This is a genomic window from Streptomyces sp. NPDC051913 (assembly GCF_044593635.1).
GTDB lineage: Bacteria > Actinomycetota > Actinomycetes > Streptomycetales > Streptomycetaceae > Streptomyces.
The window spans coordinates 170468-186544 of record NZ_JBIUCI010000010.1 but is presented as its reverse complement, the minus strand read 5'-3'; the positions used below and the strand labels follow the sequence as shown (position 1 = coordinate 186544).

Genomic DNA, 16077 nt, shown 5'->3' with positions numbered 1-16077 from the left:
CGGGAGGATTGAGAGACCATGTCTGACCACCACGGGTACTCCGAGAAGGACGTCCAGCGGGAAGTCGCCGAGCTCCAGGCCAAGTCGGCCACCGCGGCCCGCATCTTCGACCTGCGCCGCATCATCGGCGGTCTGTTCGTCCTCTACGGGGTCATCGTCACCATCGCCGGCATCAACCCGTCCGACGCCACGCTCGACAAGGCGGAGGGCGTCAACATCAACCTCTGGACCGGGCTGGGGATGCTGCTCCTCGGCATCTTCTTCCTGGTCTGGCTGAAGCTGCGGCCCACTCCGCCGGCGACGCCGGTTCCTCCGGAGGGGGAGCAGCGGGCGGAGTAGCGCCGTCGGGCTGACTGTTGTCCGCCGGCGGCGGGGGCGTGGGGGCTGGTCGCGCTCCGCGGCGGAGCCGCATATCGATGCAGCCCCGCGCCCCTGGGGCGTTGCCCCCAGGGCGTTCTATTCGGAGCCGGAGTTCACCGGGCCCGCCCGGTCGAGCAGGCCGGTGCGGGCCGCCAGTGCTGCCGCTTCCAGCCTCGATCCCACCCCCAGTTTCATCAGGACCCGCTGGACATGGGTGCGGGCCGTGGACGGGGCGATGCCCATGCCGGCCGCGATCAGCCGGGTGTCCTCGCCGTCGGCGACCCGGACCAGGACCTCCACCTCGCGCGGGGTGAGCATCTGGAGCAGGCGCTGGCCCTCGTCGTCGGGCTGGGCGGCGGGGTTGAGCAGTTCACTGAAGGCGCCCTGGAGCAGCTGAGGTGCCACCGCCGCCTCGCCCGCCCGCGCCTTCATGATCGCCCGCTCGACACCCTCGATGCGCTCGTCGTGCCGTACGTATCCCGAGGCGCCCGCGGCGAAGGCCGCGGCTATCCCGCGCGGGCTCGGCACCGGGCCGAGGACCAGCACCGCCACCTGCGGACGGTCCCGCTTGATCTTGACCACCGGGTCGAAGATGCCCGGCTCGGCCGGGGTCGCCGTGCCCAGCAGGCACACCTCCGGCGCCCGGGTGATCACCAGCTCCGCCGCCCCCGCGGCCGGTGCCGCCGCGGCGAGGACCCGATGGCCCCGCAGTTTCAACGCCGAGGCCAACGCCTCGGCCAGCAGTCGGTGGTCGTCGACCACCATGAGCCGCACTCCCATCGAGCAACCCCCCAGTCCCCCAATGGATCCGCAAATGGATGCCCCACTATGGATGCTCACTGGTCCGCACGGACAGGAGCCCCCTCCCGGCTCCCCCCGCTCTTCATGCCCCCGGAAGCTACACGCTTGTTCGACGTTGCGCTCCCCCTACTGGTGAGAAGTGCCCCGGATCGACGGAATTTCCGTCATTCGAGATTGATGGGTGGTACGCGCACTGCCCCGCCCCTGAGCAGGGGCGGGGCAGTGTGAAGAGACGGTTACGCGGTCACTTCGCGCCGAAAGCGATCGCCAGGTACTCCTTCTCCCCCGAACTGCTTCCGAAATCGCTCGCGTAGACCTCCGACATGAACAGCCGGCCGTCGTGGTAGATGAGCTCGGAGGAGTCGGGGAGCATGCTCGTCTCCACGTCCCGCACCGCCTCAGTCGCCGGGTTCTCCAGGAGCTTGGTCTCCTTGAACGTGCCGCCGTCGATGCTGACGATCTGGCCGCCCTTGTCGTACGGCGGACGCTTGTACGCGATCAGGTTGCCGCCGTCCATGCGCAGCGGGCTGATCGTGTAGCCGTCGCCGGCGTCCGCGCGCTGGCCGGTCTGCTTACCCGTGGCCAGGTCGAAGGCGATGATCTCGTTGGTCCGGCTGTAGTCGCTGCCGGTGCCCTGGTGCTCCTCCGTCGGCACGTACACCCGGTCGTTGCCGACGGCGATCTGGAAGCAGTACTCGGGCCGGTAGATCCCGTCGCAGCGGGCCGCGTACTCGTCGCCCGGGAGCGAGATACGGGTGCGCAGCTTGCCGGTCTTGTTGTCGATGGAGAAGACGTCGGAGATACCGCTGGCGGCCGCGTCCTCCCCGACCTCGGCGGCGACGACCAGCGGGTCGGTGGAGACCACGCTCGCGTACTCGATGCCCTGCGACATCTTGTACTCGGAGATCACCTTCCCGGACGCCGGGTCGATGGTCTGGATGTGCAGCTGGCGCTCGCCGTACTCACCGCACTTGCGGACCGCGACCAGCTTGGCGCCGCCGGCGTAACCCGCGTCGTAGCAGCTGTCGGTCGGCTTGGGGGTCCACAGGGACTTGCCGGTGGTGATGTCCCAGGCGGCGCCGCCGCTGGTGGAGCCGGTGGCGACGGTGTTCGCGCTGACGGTGACGTTGTCCCAGGGGATCAGCCGGTCACCGGCGTTGGCCGTCTTCGTCCACAGCTTCGTGCCCGCGTCCAGGTCGATCGCCGCGACCTGGCTGCACCCGGCTGTCGGCTTCTCCTTGGTCGGCATCGCGGGCTCGTAGGCGATGGCCGTCAGATGCTTGTCGGTCATCTGGCGGCTGGCCTGGCACACCGGGCCGGGCAGCTTGATCGTCCACTTCTCGGTGCCCTTGTCGGGGTCGTAGCCGACGATCTCGGCGATGCCGCTCTTGGCGTACACCGTGTCGGTCAGCCAGGAGCCGTTGACGGTGTAGGTGGTGTCGACCTTGACCTCGGGCTGCGGGACCTGGAAGAGGACGGAGGCGGCGGTGTTCGCCGGGACCTTCTCGTCGCCCTTGCTGCTGGTGCCGCCGGTGCCGCCCTTCTCGCCGCCGCCCCCGGTGCCGCCGCTGCTGCCCGCGGTGTCCTTCTTGCCGTCGTCACCGGAGGAGTTCGCGTACCAGAGGCCGCCGCCGACGATCAGCGCGATCGCGACGACCGCCGCGACGATGATCGTCAACTGCGAGTTGAACTTCCGCCCGCCGGTCGGCGGCCCGGGCTGCGGCTGCATCGGCATGGTCGGCTGCTGGTAGCCGTAACCGGGCTGCTGGCCATAGGCGTTCGGCTGCGGCTGGCCGTAGACACCCGGCTGCTGACCGTAGGTGTCGGGCTGCGGCTGGCCGTACGGGTTCGGCGCCGGGGTGGGCGGCTGGCCGTACGGCTGCTGCGGCTGCGGCGGTTGCGGATAGCCGTAGCCCGGACCGGCCGGGGGCGTCGGCGGGCCCTGCGGGGGCGCGGGCGGCGGCGTCTGCGGAGCCTGCGGATATCCGTAGCCCGGCTGCGGGGGCGGGGGCGTCTGGGGAGCGCCGTAACCGGGCTGCTGCGCCGGCGGCGGCGTCTGCGGGGGCTGGTCCTGGGGTGGGCCGAAGCCTCCCCCGGGCGGGGGCTGGTTCGGCGGGGGCGGCGGCTGGGTCATGACGGAGTACCTCGGGAAGCGGGGACGGAAGCGGACGAAGGGCGGGAGGGCTGCCCGCCGTGGCGGGCGGGGCGCGCTACTTGCCGTAGGCGAGCATCAACTTCTCCTGCGCGTCGTCGTCGCCGTTCAGCCGGGTGGTCGAGAGATAGAAGCGTCCGCCGGCCCAGTCGAGGGCCTTGGAGTAGAAGCCGTTCTCGACCTCGGCGGCCGACGCCGGGTTCTGGAGCAGCTTCGCCGGCTTGTGGTCCGAGCCGGTCGTCGCGATGGACACGACCTGGCCGCCCGCGTCGTACGACGGCTCGACGTACGCGATGAGCTTGCCGTTCTCGATCTTCAGGGGCAGCATCGACTCGTCCGCGGGGGACTTGACGCGCCACTTCTCCTTGCCGGTGGAGAGGTTGACCGCCACGATCTCGTTCGCACCGGTCGTCGCCTTGGTCGGCAGGTAGAGCGTGTCGGCGTCGGCGGCCGTGCCGGTGCAGCCCGTCAGGTCGCGGGCGAAGATCGCCCAGTCGCAGGCGGGATCGAAGTCCTCGTCGAAGCCGACCTGGGAGCGGAACTTGCCGCCCGAGGTGAACGTCGAGATGTTCCAGGCGTTCTTGTCCTCGTTGGTGCTGTAGATGACGAGCGGGTCGATGGAGTAGGCGCGGGCGACCCGCCAGCCCTTGTCGAACTTCTGGGTCCACCTGACCTTGCCGGTCGTCGGGTCCAGCTCCTGCACCTCGTCGTGCTCGTTCGCCCCGGAGGCGTCGCAGGAGGAGACGGCGATCAGCTTGGAGCCGCCGGCGAACGCGCTCGGGAAGCAGGCGTCGCCGTACTTCTTCTTGTCGAACAGCTTCTTGCCGGTCGTGACGTCGAGGGCGGTGCCGGACATCGAGCGGCCCACCATCAGCGTCTTGCCGGTGATGGTGAGCTCGATCTGGAGCGTGGAGTCGAACAGTTCGCCGTCGGCGACCTCCCCGGTCCAGCCCTTGGCGCCGGTGTCGAGGTCGATCTCCTGGAGCTTGTTGCACTCCGCGCGGTCGCTGCTGCCGCTCATGTAGGCGACGACGATCTTGTTGGCGGCGGTCTTCTGCGGAGTGACCGAGCAGATCTTCTGGTCGAAGGTGATCGGGTCCCAGGCGGGGTTGCCGTCACTGACGTGGTAGCCGAAGAGCTGCTTGTACGCCGCCTTCACCGCGGTCTTGTCGGTGATCCACATGCCGGGGGCGTCGGCCCCTGAACCGGGGGCGTCCGGCGCGGTCTTGTACCAGAGCACCTTCGACTCGCCCGCCTGGCGGCCCTCGTTGAGGTCCTCCTGGTCCTTGCCGCCGCCCCCGTCGCCGTCACCGGGGTTGACCGGGTCGTCGGACGCGGAGGGCTTGGCGCTGCCGCTCTCCTCCGCGACCGGCTTCTTCGGGTCGTCGTCCCCGCCGGCGACGGCCCACACCGTGCCGCCGACGACGAGGAGTCCGGCGACGGCCGCGGCGATGACGAGGGCCGGCTTGCCCTTGAAGGGGTTGCGCGAGCCGGAGGAGCCGGGCGGGGTGCCGGGGCCGCCGGGGTACTGCGGCTGGGGCGGATAGCCGTAACCGGGCTGGCCGTACGGGCCCGGCTGCTGGGGTTGGCCGTACGGGCCGGGCTGGGCGTAGGGGCCCGGCTGCTGCGGCTGGCCGTAGGGACCGGGCTGCTGCGGCGGCTGGCCGTACGGGCCGGGCTGGTCGACCTTCTGGGGGTAGCCGTAACCGGGCTGCGGCGGGCCCTGCGGAGGCGGCGGGGTCTGCGGCGGTCCCGCGGGCGGCGGCGGTGCGCCGAAACCACCCTGCGGCGGCGGGTCCTGCGGTGCTCCAAAACCGGGCGGCTGGGTCATCAGCGCGCTCCCCCTCGTTCACTGATTTTTAGCCACGCCCTGAGGTACGTAACGGCTCAGAGTCGTACTCAGAAAGTTCTCAGACGGCTCTTTCTATCACTCGGGACTGACAGGGACCCGGGCCGATCACCCCCTGTACCCAAGGGAGGACCGGCCCGTGATGCCACTGTTATGCGCCTTCACGCGCCCTTCACGCGGCGCGCGCGCCGCCCACCAGCGCCGCCGTGACCGCCCTCATGCGTCCTCGGCGAGTTCCAGCCAGCGCAGCTCCAGTTCATCGCGCTCACCGGCCAAGTCGCGCAGCTCCGCGTCGAGTTCGGCCACCTTCGCGAAGTCTGTCGCGTTCTCGGCGATGTGGGCGTGCAGCTTGGCTTCCCTCTCGGAGAGCTTGTCGAGCTGCCGCTCGATCTTCTGGAGTTCCTTCTTGGCGGCGCGCTGGTCGGCGGCGCTCTTCTCCGGGGCGGCCTTCTGCACGACCGGTGCCGTGGCCGCCGCGGCCTGCTCCATCTTGTGGCGGCGCTCGATGTACTCGTCGATACCGCGCGGCAGCATCCTGAGGGTGGCGTCGCCGAGGAGCGCGAAGACGCGGTCGGTCGTGCGCTCGACGAAGAACCGGTCGTGGGAGATGACGATCATCGAGCCGGGCCAGCCGTCGAGGAGGTCCTCCAGCTGGGTCAGGGTCTCGATGTCGAGGTCGTTGGTGGGCTCGTCGAGGAAGAGGACGTTGGGCTCGTCCATCAGCAGCCGCAGCAGCTGGAGCCTGCGCCGCTCGCCACCGGACAGGTCACCGACCGGCGTCCACTGCTTCTCCTTGGAGAAGCCGAACGTCTCGCACAGCTGGCCGGCGGTCATCTCGCGTCCCTTGCCGAGGTCGACGCGGTCGCGCACCTGCTGGACGGCCTCCAGGACGCGCAGGGCGGGGTCGAGCTCGGAGACCTCCTGGGAGAGGTAGGCCAGCTTGACGGTCTTGCCGACGACGACGCGGCCGCCGGCCGGCTGGGTCTCGCCCTCGGTGCGGGCGGCCTGGGCCATGGCCCGCAGCAGCGAGGTCTTGCCGGCGCCGTTGACCCCGACGAGGCCGATGCGGTCACCCGGGCCGAGCTGCCAGGTGACGTGCTTGAGCAGCACCTTGGGGCCGGCCTGGACGGTCACGTCCTCCAGGTCGAAGACGGTCTTGCCGAGCCGCGAGGAGGCGAACTTCATCAGCTCGCTGGTGTCCCGCGGCGGCGGCACGTCCTTGATGAGCTCGTTGGCGGCCTCGACCCTGAAGCGCGGCTTCGACGTACGGGCGGGGGCGCCGCGGCGCAGCCAGGCCAGCTCCTTGCGGACCAGGTTCTGCCGCTTGGTCTCCTCGGTCGCCGCGATGCGCTCGCGTTCGGCGCGGGCGAAGACGTAGTCGGAGTAGCCGCCCTCGTACTCGTAGACGTCGCCCTTCTGCACGTCCCACATGCGGGTGCAGACCTGGTCGAGGAACCAGCGGTCGTGGGTGACGCAGACGAGCGCGGAGCGGCGCTCGCGCAGATGCTGGGCGAGCCAGGAGATGCCCTCGACATCGAGGTGGTTGGTCGGCTCGTCGAGGACGATCAGGTCCTGTTCCTCGATGAGCAGCTTGGCGAGCGCGATCCGGCGGCGCTCGCCACCGGAGAGCGGGCCGATGACGGTGTCGAGGCCCTGCGGGAAGCCCGGCAGGTCGAGCCCGCCGAACAGGCCCGTCAGCACGTCCCGGATCTTGGCGTTGCCGGCCCACTCGTGGTCGGCCAGGTCCCGGATGACCTCGTGGCGGACGGTCGCCGTGGAGTCGAGGGAGTCGTGCTGGGTGAGGACGCCGATGCGCAGTCCGCCGGAGTGCGTGACCCGGCCGGTGTCGGCCTCCTCCTGCTTGGCCAGCATCCGGATCAGGGTGGTCTTGCCGTCACCGTTGCGGCCCACGACACCGATCCGATCGCCCTCGGAGACGCCGAGCGAGACACCGTCCAGCAGGGCACGGGTGCCGTACACCTTGCTGACGTTCTCGACATTGACCAGGTTGACGGCCATTTCTCTCCTGACGAGGGGGATCGATCAGCCTCCCAGCCTAGTGCGCGCCGTTCGCTCGCCGATCCCCCCGCAGGTCTGCCCAGGTCAGCGTCCTGCGGCCGCCCTGACCTCGTCGAGGAGGTCGTACATCGTCTGTCCCGGGCAGTCGGTCTGGAGCCAGTCGCGGTGGCCGCTGACGGTGGTCGCGTCCTTGGTGACGCCGTTGACCGGGTTGGTGTACGTGATCTTCGCCTGCGGGTCGAGGCCCTTGAAGCGGGCGATGACCTTGACGAGGCGGGTCAGCGAGGCCTTCGCCGCGTCCGTCGGGCCCTGCTCGGTGAGGGTGCCGAGCAACGCGATGCCGAGGTTGCCGGAGTTGTAGCCGGCGGTGTGGAAGGCGGTGACGACGTTGCCGTCCGGGTCGAAGGCGGGGACGCCGTCGTCGCCGGAGTAGCGGCCCTCGTAGACGACACCGGCCTCATCGATCAGGAAGTGGTAGCCGATGTCGCCCCAGTCGAGGGTGACCGCGTGGTACTCGTAGATCGCCCGGACGGTCGCGGCGGGGTCGGCGTCGCCGTTCGGGGTGTCCGTGTGGTGGACGGTGATCGCCTGCAACGCGTAGTACTTCTCCGGCGAGTTGACCACGCCGTCCTTGTACCGCTTCGCCTCGTCCGCACCCCACGCCGGACGCGAGAGGTAACGCACGCCGCGCACGCGCGTGGGCTCCGAGGGCACCTCGACGGTGCGCCGGGGGCCGTCGGTGGTGTCGATCGCGAGCGAGCGCACGTCCGTGGTGCCGTCCGCGGCTTTGAGGTCGTACGTCGTGACAGGCGCCGTCGCGACCAGGGCCGTCCCGCCCTCCTCGACGGTCGCGCAGCCGCCGCCCAGCGTCGTCCAGTCGCCGTCGGGGAGGCGCAGGGAGGCCGCGGGGCCGTTCCAGCGGACGCCGACGTAGGAGGCGGCGAAGGCGGTGGTGGCCGTGCCGGTGCCGGTGGTGGCGTCGGAGCGGGTCGCCGGGAACTTCTCGGGGGTGGTGCCGGTGTCGGTCGTACCGGAGTCGGAGTCGCTGTCGGTCGCCGCGAAGACCACCGGGGTCAGGGCGGCCCCGGCGGCGACGGCTCCGGCGGCCCCGATCACGCCACGGCGTGACAGGGACCGCTTGCGGCGGTGGGCGGGGGTGGGGGGTTGTTCGGACACGGACGTGCCTTGCCTTCCAGGGGGGCCACTTGAAGTATCAAGTGACCCTAGAGGCCCCGGCTTTCCCTCACGTACTGCGTTCGCGGTAATCGGTGTGGAGATAGCGCGAAGACATGCCGTCAGTTCCCGGCCACCACGGTGGCGCCCGGCACCGGTCCCGACGCGACGCGCACGGAACGGCACGTACCGGACGCGCTCAGCGCCTCGGCCACCTTCGCGGCGGACTCCGGATCGCGCACGAGGAACGCCGTAGTCGGCCCCGAACCCGACACCAGCGCCGCCCGCGCACCGGCGCCGCTGCCGGTCGCGAGGGTGTCGGCGAGCTCCGGGAAGAGGGAGAGGGCGGCGGGCTGGAGGTCGTTGGAGACGGCGGCGGCGAGCGCCTCGGGATCGCCCGCGGCGAGCGCGTCGAGCAGCGCCTCGGAGGCGACGGGCGCGGGCACCTCCACGTGCTCGGTCAGCCGGTCGAACTCCCGGAACACGGCCGGGGTGGACAGCCCGCGCTCCGCCATGGCGAAGACCCAGTGGAAGGTCCCGCCGACATCGAGGACCGTGAGCTTCTCCCCCCGCCCGATGCCGAGCGCCGCCCCGCCGACCAGGCTGAACGGCACGTCACTGCCCAACTCGGCGCAGATGTCCAGGAGTTCCTCGCGGGAGGCGTTCGTGCCCCACAGCGCGTCGCACGCGAGCAGCGCGCCCGCGCCGTCGGCGCTCCCGCCCGCCATGCCGCCGGCGACGGGAATGTCCTTGGCGATGTGAAGGTGAACGGCGGGCTCGATGCCCCGGCGTTCGGCGAGGATCAGCGCGGCCCGCGCCGCGAGGTTCGTCCGGTCGAGGGGGACGAGAGCGGCGTCCGGGCCCTCGCAGGTGACCCTGAGCTCGTCGGCGGGCGTGACCGTCACCTCGTCGAAGAGCCCGACGGCGAGGAAGACGTTGGCGAGGTCGTGGAACCCGTCGGCGCGGGCGGCGCCCACGGCGAGCTGGACGTTGACCTTGGCGGGAACGCGGACGGTGACGCTCACTGCTGCTCCTGCTCCTGCTCCACCTTGTTCTCGGCGATCCGCGCGAACTCCTCCACCGTGAGCGCCTCCCCGCGCGCCTGCGGGGAGATCCCGGCGGCGACGAGCGCGGCCTCGGCGGCGGCCGCGGACCCGGCCCAGCCGGCGAGCGCGGCCCGCAGGGTCTTGCGGCGCTGCGCGAACGCGGCGTCCACGACGGCGAAGACCTCACGCTTGGAGGCGGTCGTCCGGATCGGCTCGGCCCGCCGCACCAGCGAAACGAGTCCGCTGTCGACGTTGGGCGCGGGCCAGAAGACATTGCGCCCGATGGACCCGGCGCGCTTGACCTCGGCGTACCAGTTGGCCTTGACGGAGGGCACCCCGTACACCCGGGAGCCGGGTCCGGCGGCGAGCCGGTCGGCGACCTCCGCCTGCACCATGACGAGGGTGCGCTCGATGCTCGGGAAGGTGTCGAGCATGTGCAGCAGCACGGGCACGGCGACGTTGTACGGCAGGTTCGCGACCAGCGCGGTCGGGGGCGGCCCCGGCAGCTCGGCGACCTGCATGGCATCGGAGTGCACCAGCGCGAACCGCTCGGCGCGCGTCGGCATGCGCGCGGCGATGGTGGCGGGCAGGGCCGAGGCGAGTACGTCGTCGATCTCGACGGCCGTGACGCGCTCGGCGGCCTCCAGCAGCGCGAGCGTGAGCGACCCGAGTCCCGGCCCGACCTCCACGACCACGTCGTCCGGCCGTACATCGGCGGTACGGACGATCCGGCGGACCGTGTTCGCGTCGATGACGAAGTTCTGTCCGCGCTGCTTGGTCGGCCGTACACCGAGCACATCCGCGAGCTCACGGATGTCGGCGGGACCGAGGAGGGCGTCGGGGGTGGGGCTGCTGGTCACGGGACAAGGGTACGGGGGCGACTCGGCTCAGCTGTCCGCCACCATGGCTGCGATCAGTCACGCCACAGAACCGGCACCCGCCCACCCGCCCCAGCCGCCCCCACCCCGCTCAGCCGTGCAGCCGACGCCCGCAGTGCGGCCACGGGCTGGCTCCCCGCCGCACGTACAGCTTCTTCGCCCGCAGCGTCTGCTCCGCCGCCGAGGCGTCCTGCGGGCGTCCGCTGCCGCCCAGCGACTGCCAGGTCTGCGTGTCGAACTGGTACAGGCCGCCGTACGTGCCCGACGGGTCCACCGCGCCGGGCCGCCCGCCGGACTCGCACGCCGCGAGCCCCTGCCAGTTCAGCCCGTCCGCCCCCTGCACCGACGTCGGCATGGGCTTCGTCCCCACCTTCACCACCTGGGCCCGCGGCTCGCGCACCACCTCGGTCCTGATCCGCCGCGGCTTCTGCCGGACCCCGTTGACGATGCGCAGGGAGTAGGTGACCCGCCGCAGCCCTTCCCGTCCGGCCTGCTCGACCACCTCCGTGCCCTTGAACTGCGTAGGGTCGGCACTCCGCTCCACCCGGAACGGGATCGACTCCTCGCGGACCTCCTTGGTGCCGGTGATCCGCAGCACGGTCACCGTCTGCCCGTCGCGCGGGAAGCTCCCCGGCGCGACCGACGTGGTGTCCTGCCCGCGCAGCGTGATGCCGGCCTCCTCGACGACCTCGCGGACGGTCGCCGCGTTGGTGCGGACGGTGCGTGACCGTCCGTCGGCCATGACGGTGACCGCGCGCTCGGTGCGCACGTCCAGCGTGAGCCCCCCGCGCCCGATGCGCTGGGAGCGCGCGGCCGACAGATAAGCACCCTCGGCACGCACCCCCAGCTGTCTGAGCGCCCCTTCCACCGTGTGCGCCGTGGTCCACACTTCGTGCCGCTGCCCGTCGATGGTGAGCCGTACGGGGCGCCCGTAATGCACCGCGATCTCGTCGCCGCTGCTGAGCGGCGTCCCGGGGGCGGGCGCGACCACGTCGTGCGCCCCCACCTCGACGCCCTCCTCGGCGAGCAGCTCGGTGACGTCGTCCGCGAAGGTGTGCAGAGTGCGCGGCTTGCCGTCGACGTTCAGCTCGATGGCCTTGTCCTCGGCGACGAAGGCGGTGGTCCCGCCCGCGAGGAACGCGACGACCAGCGCCTGCGGCAGCAGCCGGCGCATGGTGCTGTCCACGCGCTCGGGGCCCCGCAGCTTCCGCCGACGCGCGGCCCGCCGACTCGCTCCGGGGCGCGCGACGGGCTCGGACGCGGGCACGGGTACGCCGGGCATGTCGTAGGCGGGCCGGTACGTGTCCTCGTACGCCACCGGCATCGGCGGCGTAGGCGTCGGCGCCACCTGCACGCCGTAGGCCAGCGTCTCCGCGTTGTGCGGGTCGTAGGCCGCGCCGTACGGCTCGTACGTCTGGTACTGGGAGTTGCTCACGCCGACACGCTCCAGGGTCCAGAGAGAGACAGAACCTAGCGGAGCGGCCGTCACTCTCCAAAGCGACGCGAGTACTCAGCGTGGTGTTCAGTAGCCGAACGCGCGTGCCGTGTTGACGGCGAGGGCCGTGGCCAGGGCGTCCTCGTCGATCCCGCGCACCGCCGCCATCGCGCGCACCGTGACCGGAATCAGGTAGGGCGCGTTGGGCCGTCCGCGGTACGGCACCGGCGTCAGGAAGGGCGCGTCGGTCTCCACCAGGAGCAGGTCGAGCGGGGCCACCGCCACCGCGTCCCGCAGGTTCTGGGCGTTCTTGAAGGTGACGTTGCCGGCGAAGGACATGAGGTAGCCCTCGCGGGCGCACACCTCGGCCATCTCCGCGTCTCCGGAGTAGCAGTGGAACACCGTCCGCTCCGGTGCGCCCTCCTCCTTCAGCACACGCAGGACGTCCTCGTGGGCGTCCCGGTCGTGGATGACGAGGGCCTTGCCGTGCCGTTTGGCGATCTCGATGTGGGCGCGGAAGGAGCGCTCCTGCGCCTCCTTGCCCTCGGGCCCGGTGCGGAAGTAGTCGAGGCCGGTCTCACCGACGCCCTTGACCTGGGGGAGGGCGGCGAGGCGGTCGATCTCGGCGAGCGCCTCGTCGAGCGCCTGCGCTCCCCCCGGTTGCCGGGCGCCCTGCCGGGACCAGCCGTCGGGATCGCCGTGCACGATGCGCGGCGCCTCGTTGGGGTGCAGGGCGACGGTCGCGTGGACGCTCTCGAAGGCGGCGGCCGTCTCCGCGGCCCACCGCGAGCCCTTGAGGTCGCAGCCCACCTGCACCACCGTGGTCACGCCCACCGCCGCGGCCTTCGCGAGCGCCTCCTCCACCGTCCCGGACTGCATGTCCAGGTGGGTGTGGGAGTCGGCCACGGGCACCCGGAGGGGCTCCGGGAGCGGCGGCGCCGCGTTCTTGTCGGAGGCGGTGGAGGAGTTCGAAGGCATGCCCCGATCCTACGAAAGGGGCATGCCCACCCGGACCGGCGGAGCTCAGCTCGCCTTGCGGTGGTGGAACGGGTGCAGGAGATCGGACAGCTGCCAGTGGTGGCGCTCCTTGGCCTGCGCGGGCACCTCCGGCACCTCCACGGGGCCGGCCTGCGGGGTGCGGTGCTCATGGCGGTGCACCGCGTCGAGCACCGACGAGACCTGGCCCGGCCGCATGATGCGCACGACGTGGCCGTCGCAGTTCTGGCACGTGGGCCGGGACAGCGGCGACGGCACGACCTGCCGGTCGGCGACGTAGATGACGAACTCATGGCCGTCGGCGTCGGTGTGGTGCTCTATCTCGTACGACTGTTCCCAGCCGTGCCCGCAGCGCATGCAGGCGAAGGAGTACGACTCGTGGACGACGGCGGTGGCGCCACTGCGCAGTGCGGCGGTCTGCCCTGCGATCTCGCTCATGCCAGCTCCTCTGGTCCGCTGGACACCGGGACGGGTGCGTCCCTTCGACCAGTGGACGCTTCCGCCGCCGCGAATGCATCAGCCCTGTCGACTGTTGGATCCGATTTGGACCTTCCTTGCCAAAACGGCCCTGCCGACGGGGGCTGGGCTTTGCCTTCGGCCGTCGCCCTTTGCCTGCGCGTGGGGCGCGCGCTCAGAGGAGAAGCGCCCTGCTCAGGGGCGCTTCTGCGCCCCCTTCACAGACTTCGCTGCACCCCCGCGTTCTTCGCCGCCACGACCGCGTCGAAGACCTCCCGCTTGGGCAGTCCCGCCTCGACCGCCACTGCCGCGATCGCCTCCTTGCGTCGCTCGCCGGCCTCCTCCCGCACGCGCACCCGGCGCACGAGCTCCTCGGCGCTCACGTCCTGCGCGCCCCTCTCGGGCGCCCCCTCCACGACGACGGTGATCTCCCCGCGCACGCCCTCCGCGGCCCACGCCGCGAGCTCCCCGAGCGGACCGCGCTTGACCTCCTCGTACGTCTTGGTCAGCTCGCGGCAGACGGCCGCGCGCCGCTCCTCGCCGAAGACGGTGGCCATCGCGGCGAGGGTGTCGTCGAGCCGGTGCGGGGCCTCGAAGTAGACGAGGGTGCGCCGCTCCTCGGCGACCTCGCGCAGCCGCGACAGCCGCTCCCCCGCCTTCCTGGGCAGGAACCCCTCGAAGCAGAACCGGTCGACGGGCAGCCCGGACAGCGCGAGCGCGGTCAGCACGGCGGACGGGCCCGGTACGGCGGTCACCCGGACGTCCTTCTCGACGCAGGCGGCGACGAGCCGGTAGCCGGGGTCCGACACCGACGGCATGCCGGCGTCCGTCACGAGCAGCACGCGCGCGCCGCCGAGGAGTTCCTCGACCAGTTCGGGCGTGCGGGCGGCCTCGTTGCCCTCGAAGTACGACACGACACGCCCCTTGGGGGTGACGCCGAGCGCCTGAGTGAGGCGCCGCAGCCGCCGGGTGTCCTCGGCGGCGACCACGTCCGCGGCGGCCAGTTCCGCGGCCAGCCGGGGCGGGGCGTCCGCGATGTCACCGATGGGGGTGCCTGCCAAAACAAGGGTTCCTGTCACGTTTCCATCCTCGCAGGGCCCATCCACGGGACTCCCACAGACGTGTTCCCTACGATGGCGCGGTGACCAGTACAGCGTCGTCCATGGACTCCACGGACACCCGGCAGGACCAGGCGCCGCAGGACCAGCGGCCTTCGTGGCAGCAGCGACTGCGGCGTTTCGGCTATTCGGCCGGGCCCCACAGCGATGTCCGGGACCGGTTGGTGCCGCCGTACGCGCGGCCCAACCCGCGCATGTGGGCGGCGCTGGGGCTGCCGAAGACGCTGGTCGACCGGCTCGTGCGCTGGTCCGGCTGGGGCGGTCCGCTGCTCGTCACGTTGTTCGCGGGCGTGATCCGGTTCTGGCACCTGGGCAGCCCCAAGGCGGTGATATTCGACGAGACGTACTACGCGAAGGACGCGTGGGCGATCGTCCACCGCGGCTTCGAGGTGTCCTGGGACAAGAACGCCAACGACGTCATCCTCGACATCGGCAGCAAGGTGACGATCCCGACGGACGCGTCGTACGTCGTGCATCCGCCGGTCGGCAAGTACGTCATCGGGCTCGGCGAGCTGGTCTTCGGCTTCGACCCGTTCGGCTGGCGGTTCATGACGGCGCTGCTCGGCACGCTGTCGGTGCTGATGCTGTGCCGGATCGGCCGCCGGATCTTCCGCTCGACGTTCCTCGGCTGTCTCGCGGGCGCGCTGATGGCGGTGGACGGGCTGGCGTTCGTGATGGCCCGCACCTCGCTGCTCGACGGTGTGCTGATGTTCTTCGTGCTGGCCGCGTTCGGCTGCCTGGTCGTGGACCGGGACAAGGCGCGCGAGAAGCTCGCCGCCGCGCTGCCGGTGGACGCGGACGGCCGGGTCCGCCCGGACGCGCGCATCGCGGAGACCACCCGGTTCGGTTGGCGCCCCTGGCGCTGGCTGGCGGGTCTGATGCTGGGCCTGGCCATCGGCACCAAGTGGAACGGCCTGTACATCATGGCCGCGTTCTGCGTGATGGCCGTGCTGTGGGACGTCGGCTCCCGCAAGGTCGCCGGCGCCCGCCACCCGTACACGGCCGTCCTCAAGCGCGACCTGGGCCTCACCTTCCTGGCCACGGTCCCGGTCGCGATCGCCACGTATCTGCTGTCCTGGCTCGGCTGGATCCTCTCCCCGACCGACGGCACCGGCGGCTACTACCGCAACTGGGCGGTGACCGACGGCAAGAACAGCGACTGGTCCTGGCTGTTCCCGGACTGGTGGCGCAGCCTGTGGCACTACGAGCACCAGGTCTACGAGTTCCATGTGGGCCTCAGCTCCCCGCACACGTACCAGTCCAATCCGTGGAGCTGGATCGTCGACGGCCGCCCGGTGTCGTACTTCTACGAGTCCCCGGCCGCCGGCAAGGACGGCTGCCCGGTCGACGCGACGGAGAAGTGCGCGCGCGAGGTCCTCGCGATCGGCACCCCGCTGCTGTGGTGGGCGGCGGCCTTCGCGGTGCTGTACGTGCTGTGGCGCTGGTTCTTCCGCCGGGACTGGCGCGCGGGCGCCATCGCCTGCGGTATCGCGGCCGGTTATCTGCCCTGGTTCATGTACCAGGAGCGGACGATCTTCTTCTTCTACGCCGTGGTCTTCCTGCCCTTCCTGTGCCTGGCCGTGGCGATGATGATCGGCGCGATCGTCGGACCGCCGGGGGCGAGTGACACGCGGCGGGTGGCGGGGGCGACCGGGGCGGGCGTGCTGGTGCTGCTGATCGCCTGGAACTTCATCTACTTCTGGCCCCTGTACACCGGAACCGCCATCCCGATCGATGACTGGCGTTCACGGATGTGGCTGGATACCTGGGTCTAGTCAACAACTCGGCCACAAA

General features: G+C 71.3%; 13 protein-coding genes. 2 read left to right on the top strand and 11 right to left on the bottom strand.

Annotated elements, in window-relative coordinates; translation table 11 throughout:
* Positions 1-18 precede the first annotated feature (18 nt).
* Positions 19-339 carry a hypothetical protein gene (locus tag ACIHIX_RS28995; protein WP_399961161.1) on the top strand — a complete coding sequence of 107 codons (321 nt, stop codon included), beginning with the start codon at positions 19-21 and terminating at the stop codon, positions 337-339.
* Positions 340-456: 117 nt separating this feature from the next.
* Here the strand turns inward: ACIHIX_RS28995 and ACIHIX_RS28990 are convergent, their stop codons facing one another.
* The 11 genes from ACIHIX_RS28990 to rsmI all read right to left on the bottom strand — a co-directional run bounded on the left by ACIHIX_RS28990 (position 457) and on the right by rsmI (position 14244).
* Positions 457-1140, bottom strand: coding sequence for a LuxR C-terminal-related transcriptional regulator (locus ACIHIX_RS28990; RefSeq protein ID WP_399961159.1), 684 nt, complete (start codon positions 1138-1140; stop codon positions 457-459).
* A 265-nt stretch (positions 1141-1405) separates the two neighbouring features.
* Positions 1406-3295 (bottom strand): PQQ-binding-like beta-propeller repeat protein, encoded by a 1890-nt coding sequence (locus tag ACIHIX_RS28985; protein ID WP_399961157.1) that lies wholly within the window; start codon positions 3293-3295, stop codon positions 1406-1408.
* Positions 3296-3371: 76 nt separating this feature from the next.
* A complete protein-coding gene (locus tag ACIHIX_RS28980) occupies positions 3372-5144 on the bottom strand; it encodes a PQQ-binding-like beta-propeller repeat protein (protein WP_399961155.1) in 1773 nt (590 codons plus the stop codon).
* Between the two features lie 234 nt (positions 5145-5378).
* The gene (locus tag ACIHIX_RS28975) at positions 5379-7181 is read right to left on the bottom strand and encodes an ABC-F family ATP-binding cassette domain-containing protein (protein WP_399961153.1); all 1803 of its coding nucleotides are present in this window, start codon (positions 7179-7181) and stop codon (positions 5379-5381) included.
* Between the two features lie 84 nt (positions 7182-7265).
* On the bottom strand, positions 7266-8357 hold the full coding sequence (locus ACIHIX_RS28970) for a peptidoglycan recognition family protein (RefSeq protein ID WP_399961151.1): 1092 nt from the start codon (positions 8355-8357) through the stop codon (positions 7266-7268).
* Positions 8358-8476: 119 nt separating this feature from the next.
* Positions 8477-9379, bottom strand: a complete 903-nt coding sequence (locus ACIHIX_RS28965) for a 4-(cytidine 5'-diphospho)-2-C-methyl-D-erythritol kinase (protein WP_399961149.1) — start codon at positions 9377-9379, stop codon at positions 8477-8479.
* Positions 9376-10260: a 16S rRNA (adenine(1518)-N(6)/adenine(1519)-N(6))-dimethyltransferase RsmA gene (gene rsmA / locus ACIHIX_RS28960; protein ID WP_399961147.1), complete on the bottom strand. Its 885-nt coding sequence runs from the start codon at positions 10258-10260 to the stop codon at positions 9376-9378. Before rsmA ends, ACIHIX_RS28965 begins: the two co-directional genes overlap by 4 nt.
* Before the next feature lie 109 nt (positions 10261-10369).
* Positions 10370-11713 carry a ubiquitin-like domain-containing protein gene (locus ACIHIX_RS28955; protein ID WP_399961145.1) on the bottom strand — a complete coding sequence of 448 codons (1344 nt, stop codon included), beginning with the start codon at positions 11711-11713 and terminating at the stop codon, positions 10370-10372.
* 87 nt (positions 11714-11800) lie between these two features.
* Positions 11801-12691, bottom strand: coding sequence for a TatD family hydrolase (locus tag ACIHIX_RS28950; RefSeq protein WP_399961143.1), 891 nt, complete (start codon positions 12689-12691; stop codon positions 11801-11803).
* Positions 12692-12736: 45 nt separating this feature from the next.
* Complete coding sequence (locus ACIHIX_RS28945; RefSeq protein WP_399961141.1) at positions 12737-13147, bottom strand: hypothetical protein; 411 nt, start codon at positions 13145-13147, stop codon at positions 12737-12739.
* Positions 13148-13383: 236 nt separating this feature from the next.
* Positions 13384-14244 (bottom strand): 16S rRNA (cytidine(1402)-2'-O)-methyltransferase, encoded by an 861-nt coding sequence (gene rsmI, locus ACIHIX_RS28940; RefSeq protein ID WP_399961140.1) that lies wholly within the window; start codon positions 14242-14244, stop codon positions 13384-13386.
* Positions 14245-14306: 62 nt separating this feature from the next.
* Here rsmI and ACIHIX_RS28935 point away from each other — a divergent pair, with 62 nt between their 5' ends.
* Positions 14307-16058, top strand: a complete 1752-nt coding sequence (locus tag ACIHIX_RS28935; protein WP_399961138.1) for a dolichyl-phosphate-mannose--protein mannosyltransferase — start codon at positions 14307-14309, stop codon at positions 16056-16058.
* Positions 16059-16077 lie beyond the last annotated feature (19 nt).

Excerpts from the sequence above, each read along its gene's own strand:
- ACIHIX_RS28995 (WP_399961161.1), top strand. The coding sequence starts at position 19 with ATGTCTGACCACCACGGGTACTCCGAGAAGGACGTCCAGCGGGAAGTC.
- ACIHIX_RS28990 (WP_399961159.1), bottom strand. The coding sequence starts at position 1,140 with ATGGGAGTGCGGCTCATGGTGGTCGACGACCACCGACTGCTGGCCGAG.
- ACIHIX_RS28985 (WP_399961157.1), bottom strand. The coding sequence starts at position 3,295 with ATGACCCAGCCGCCGCCCCCGCCGAACCAGCCCCCGCCCGGGGGAGGC.
- ACIHIX_RS28980 (WP_399961155.1), bottom strand. The coding sequence starts at position 5,144 with ATGACCCAGCCGCCCGGTTTTGGAGCACCGCAGGACCCGCCGCCGCAG.
- ACIHIX_RS28975 (WP_399961153.1), bottom strand. The coding sequence starts at position 7,181 with ATGGCCGTCAACCTGGTCAATGTCGAGAACGTCAGCAAGGTGTACGGC.
- ACIHIX_RS28950 (WP_399961143.1), bottom strand. The coding sequence starts at position 12,691 with ATGCCTTCGAACTCCTCCACCGCCTCCGACAAGAACGCGGCGCCGCCG.
- ACIHIX_RS28945 (WP_399961141.1), bottom strand. The coding sequence starts at position 13,147 with ATGAGCGAGATCGCAGGGCAGACCGCCGCACTGCGCAGTGGCGCCACC.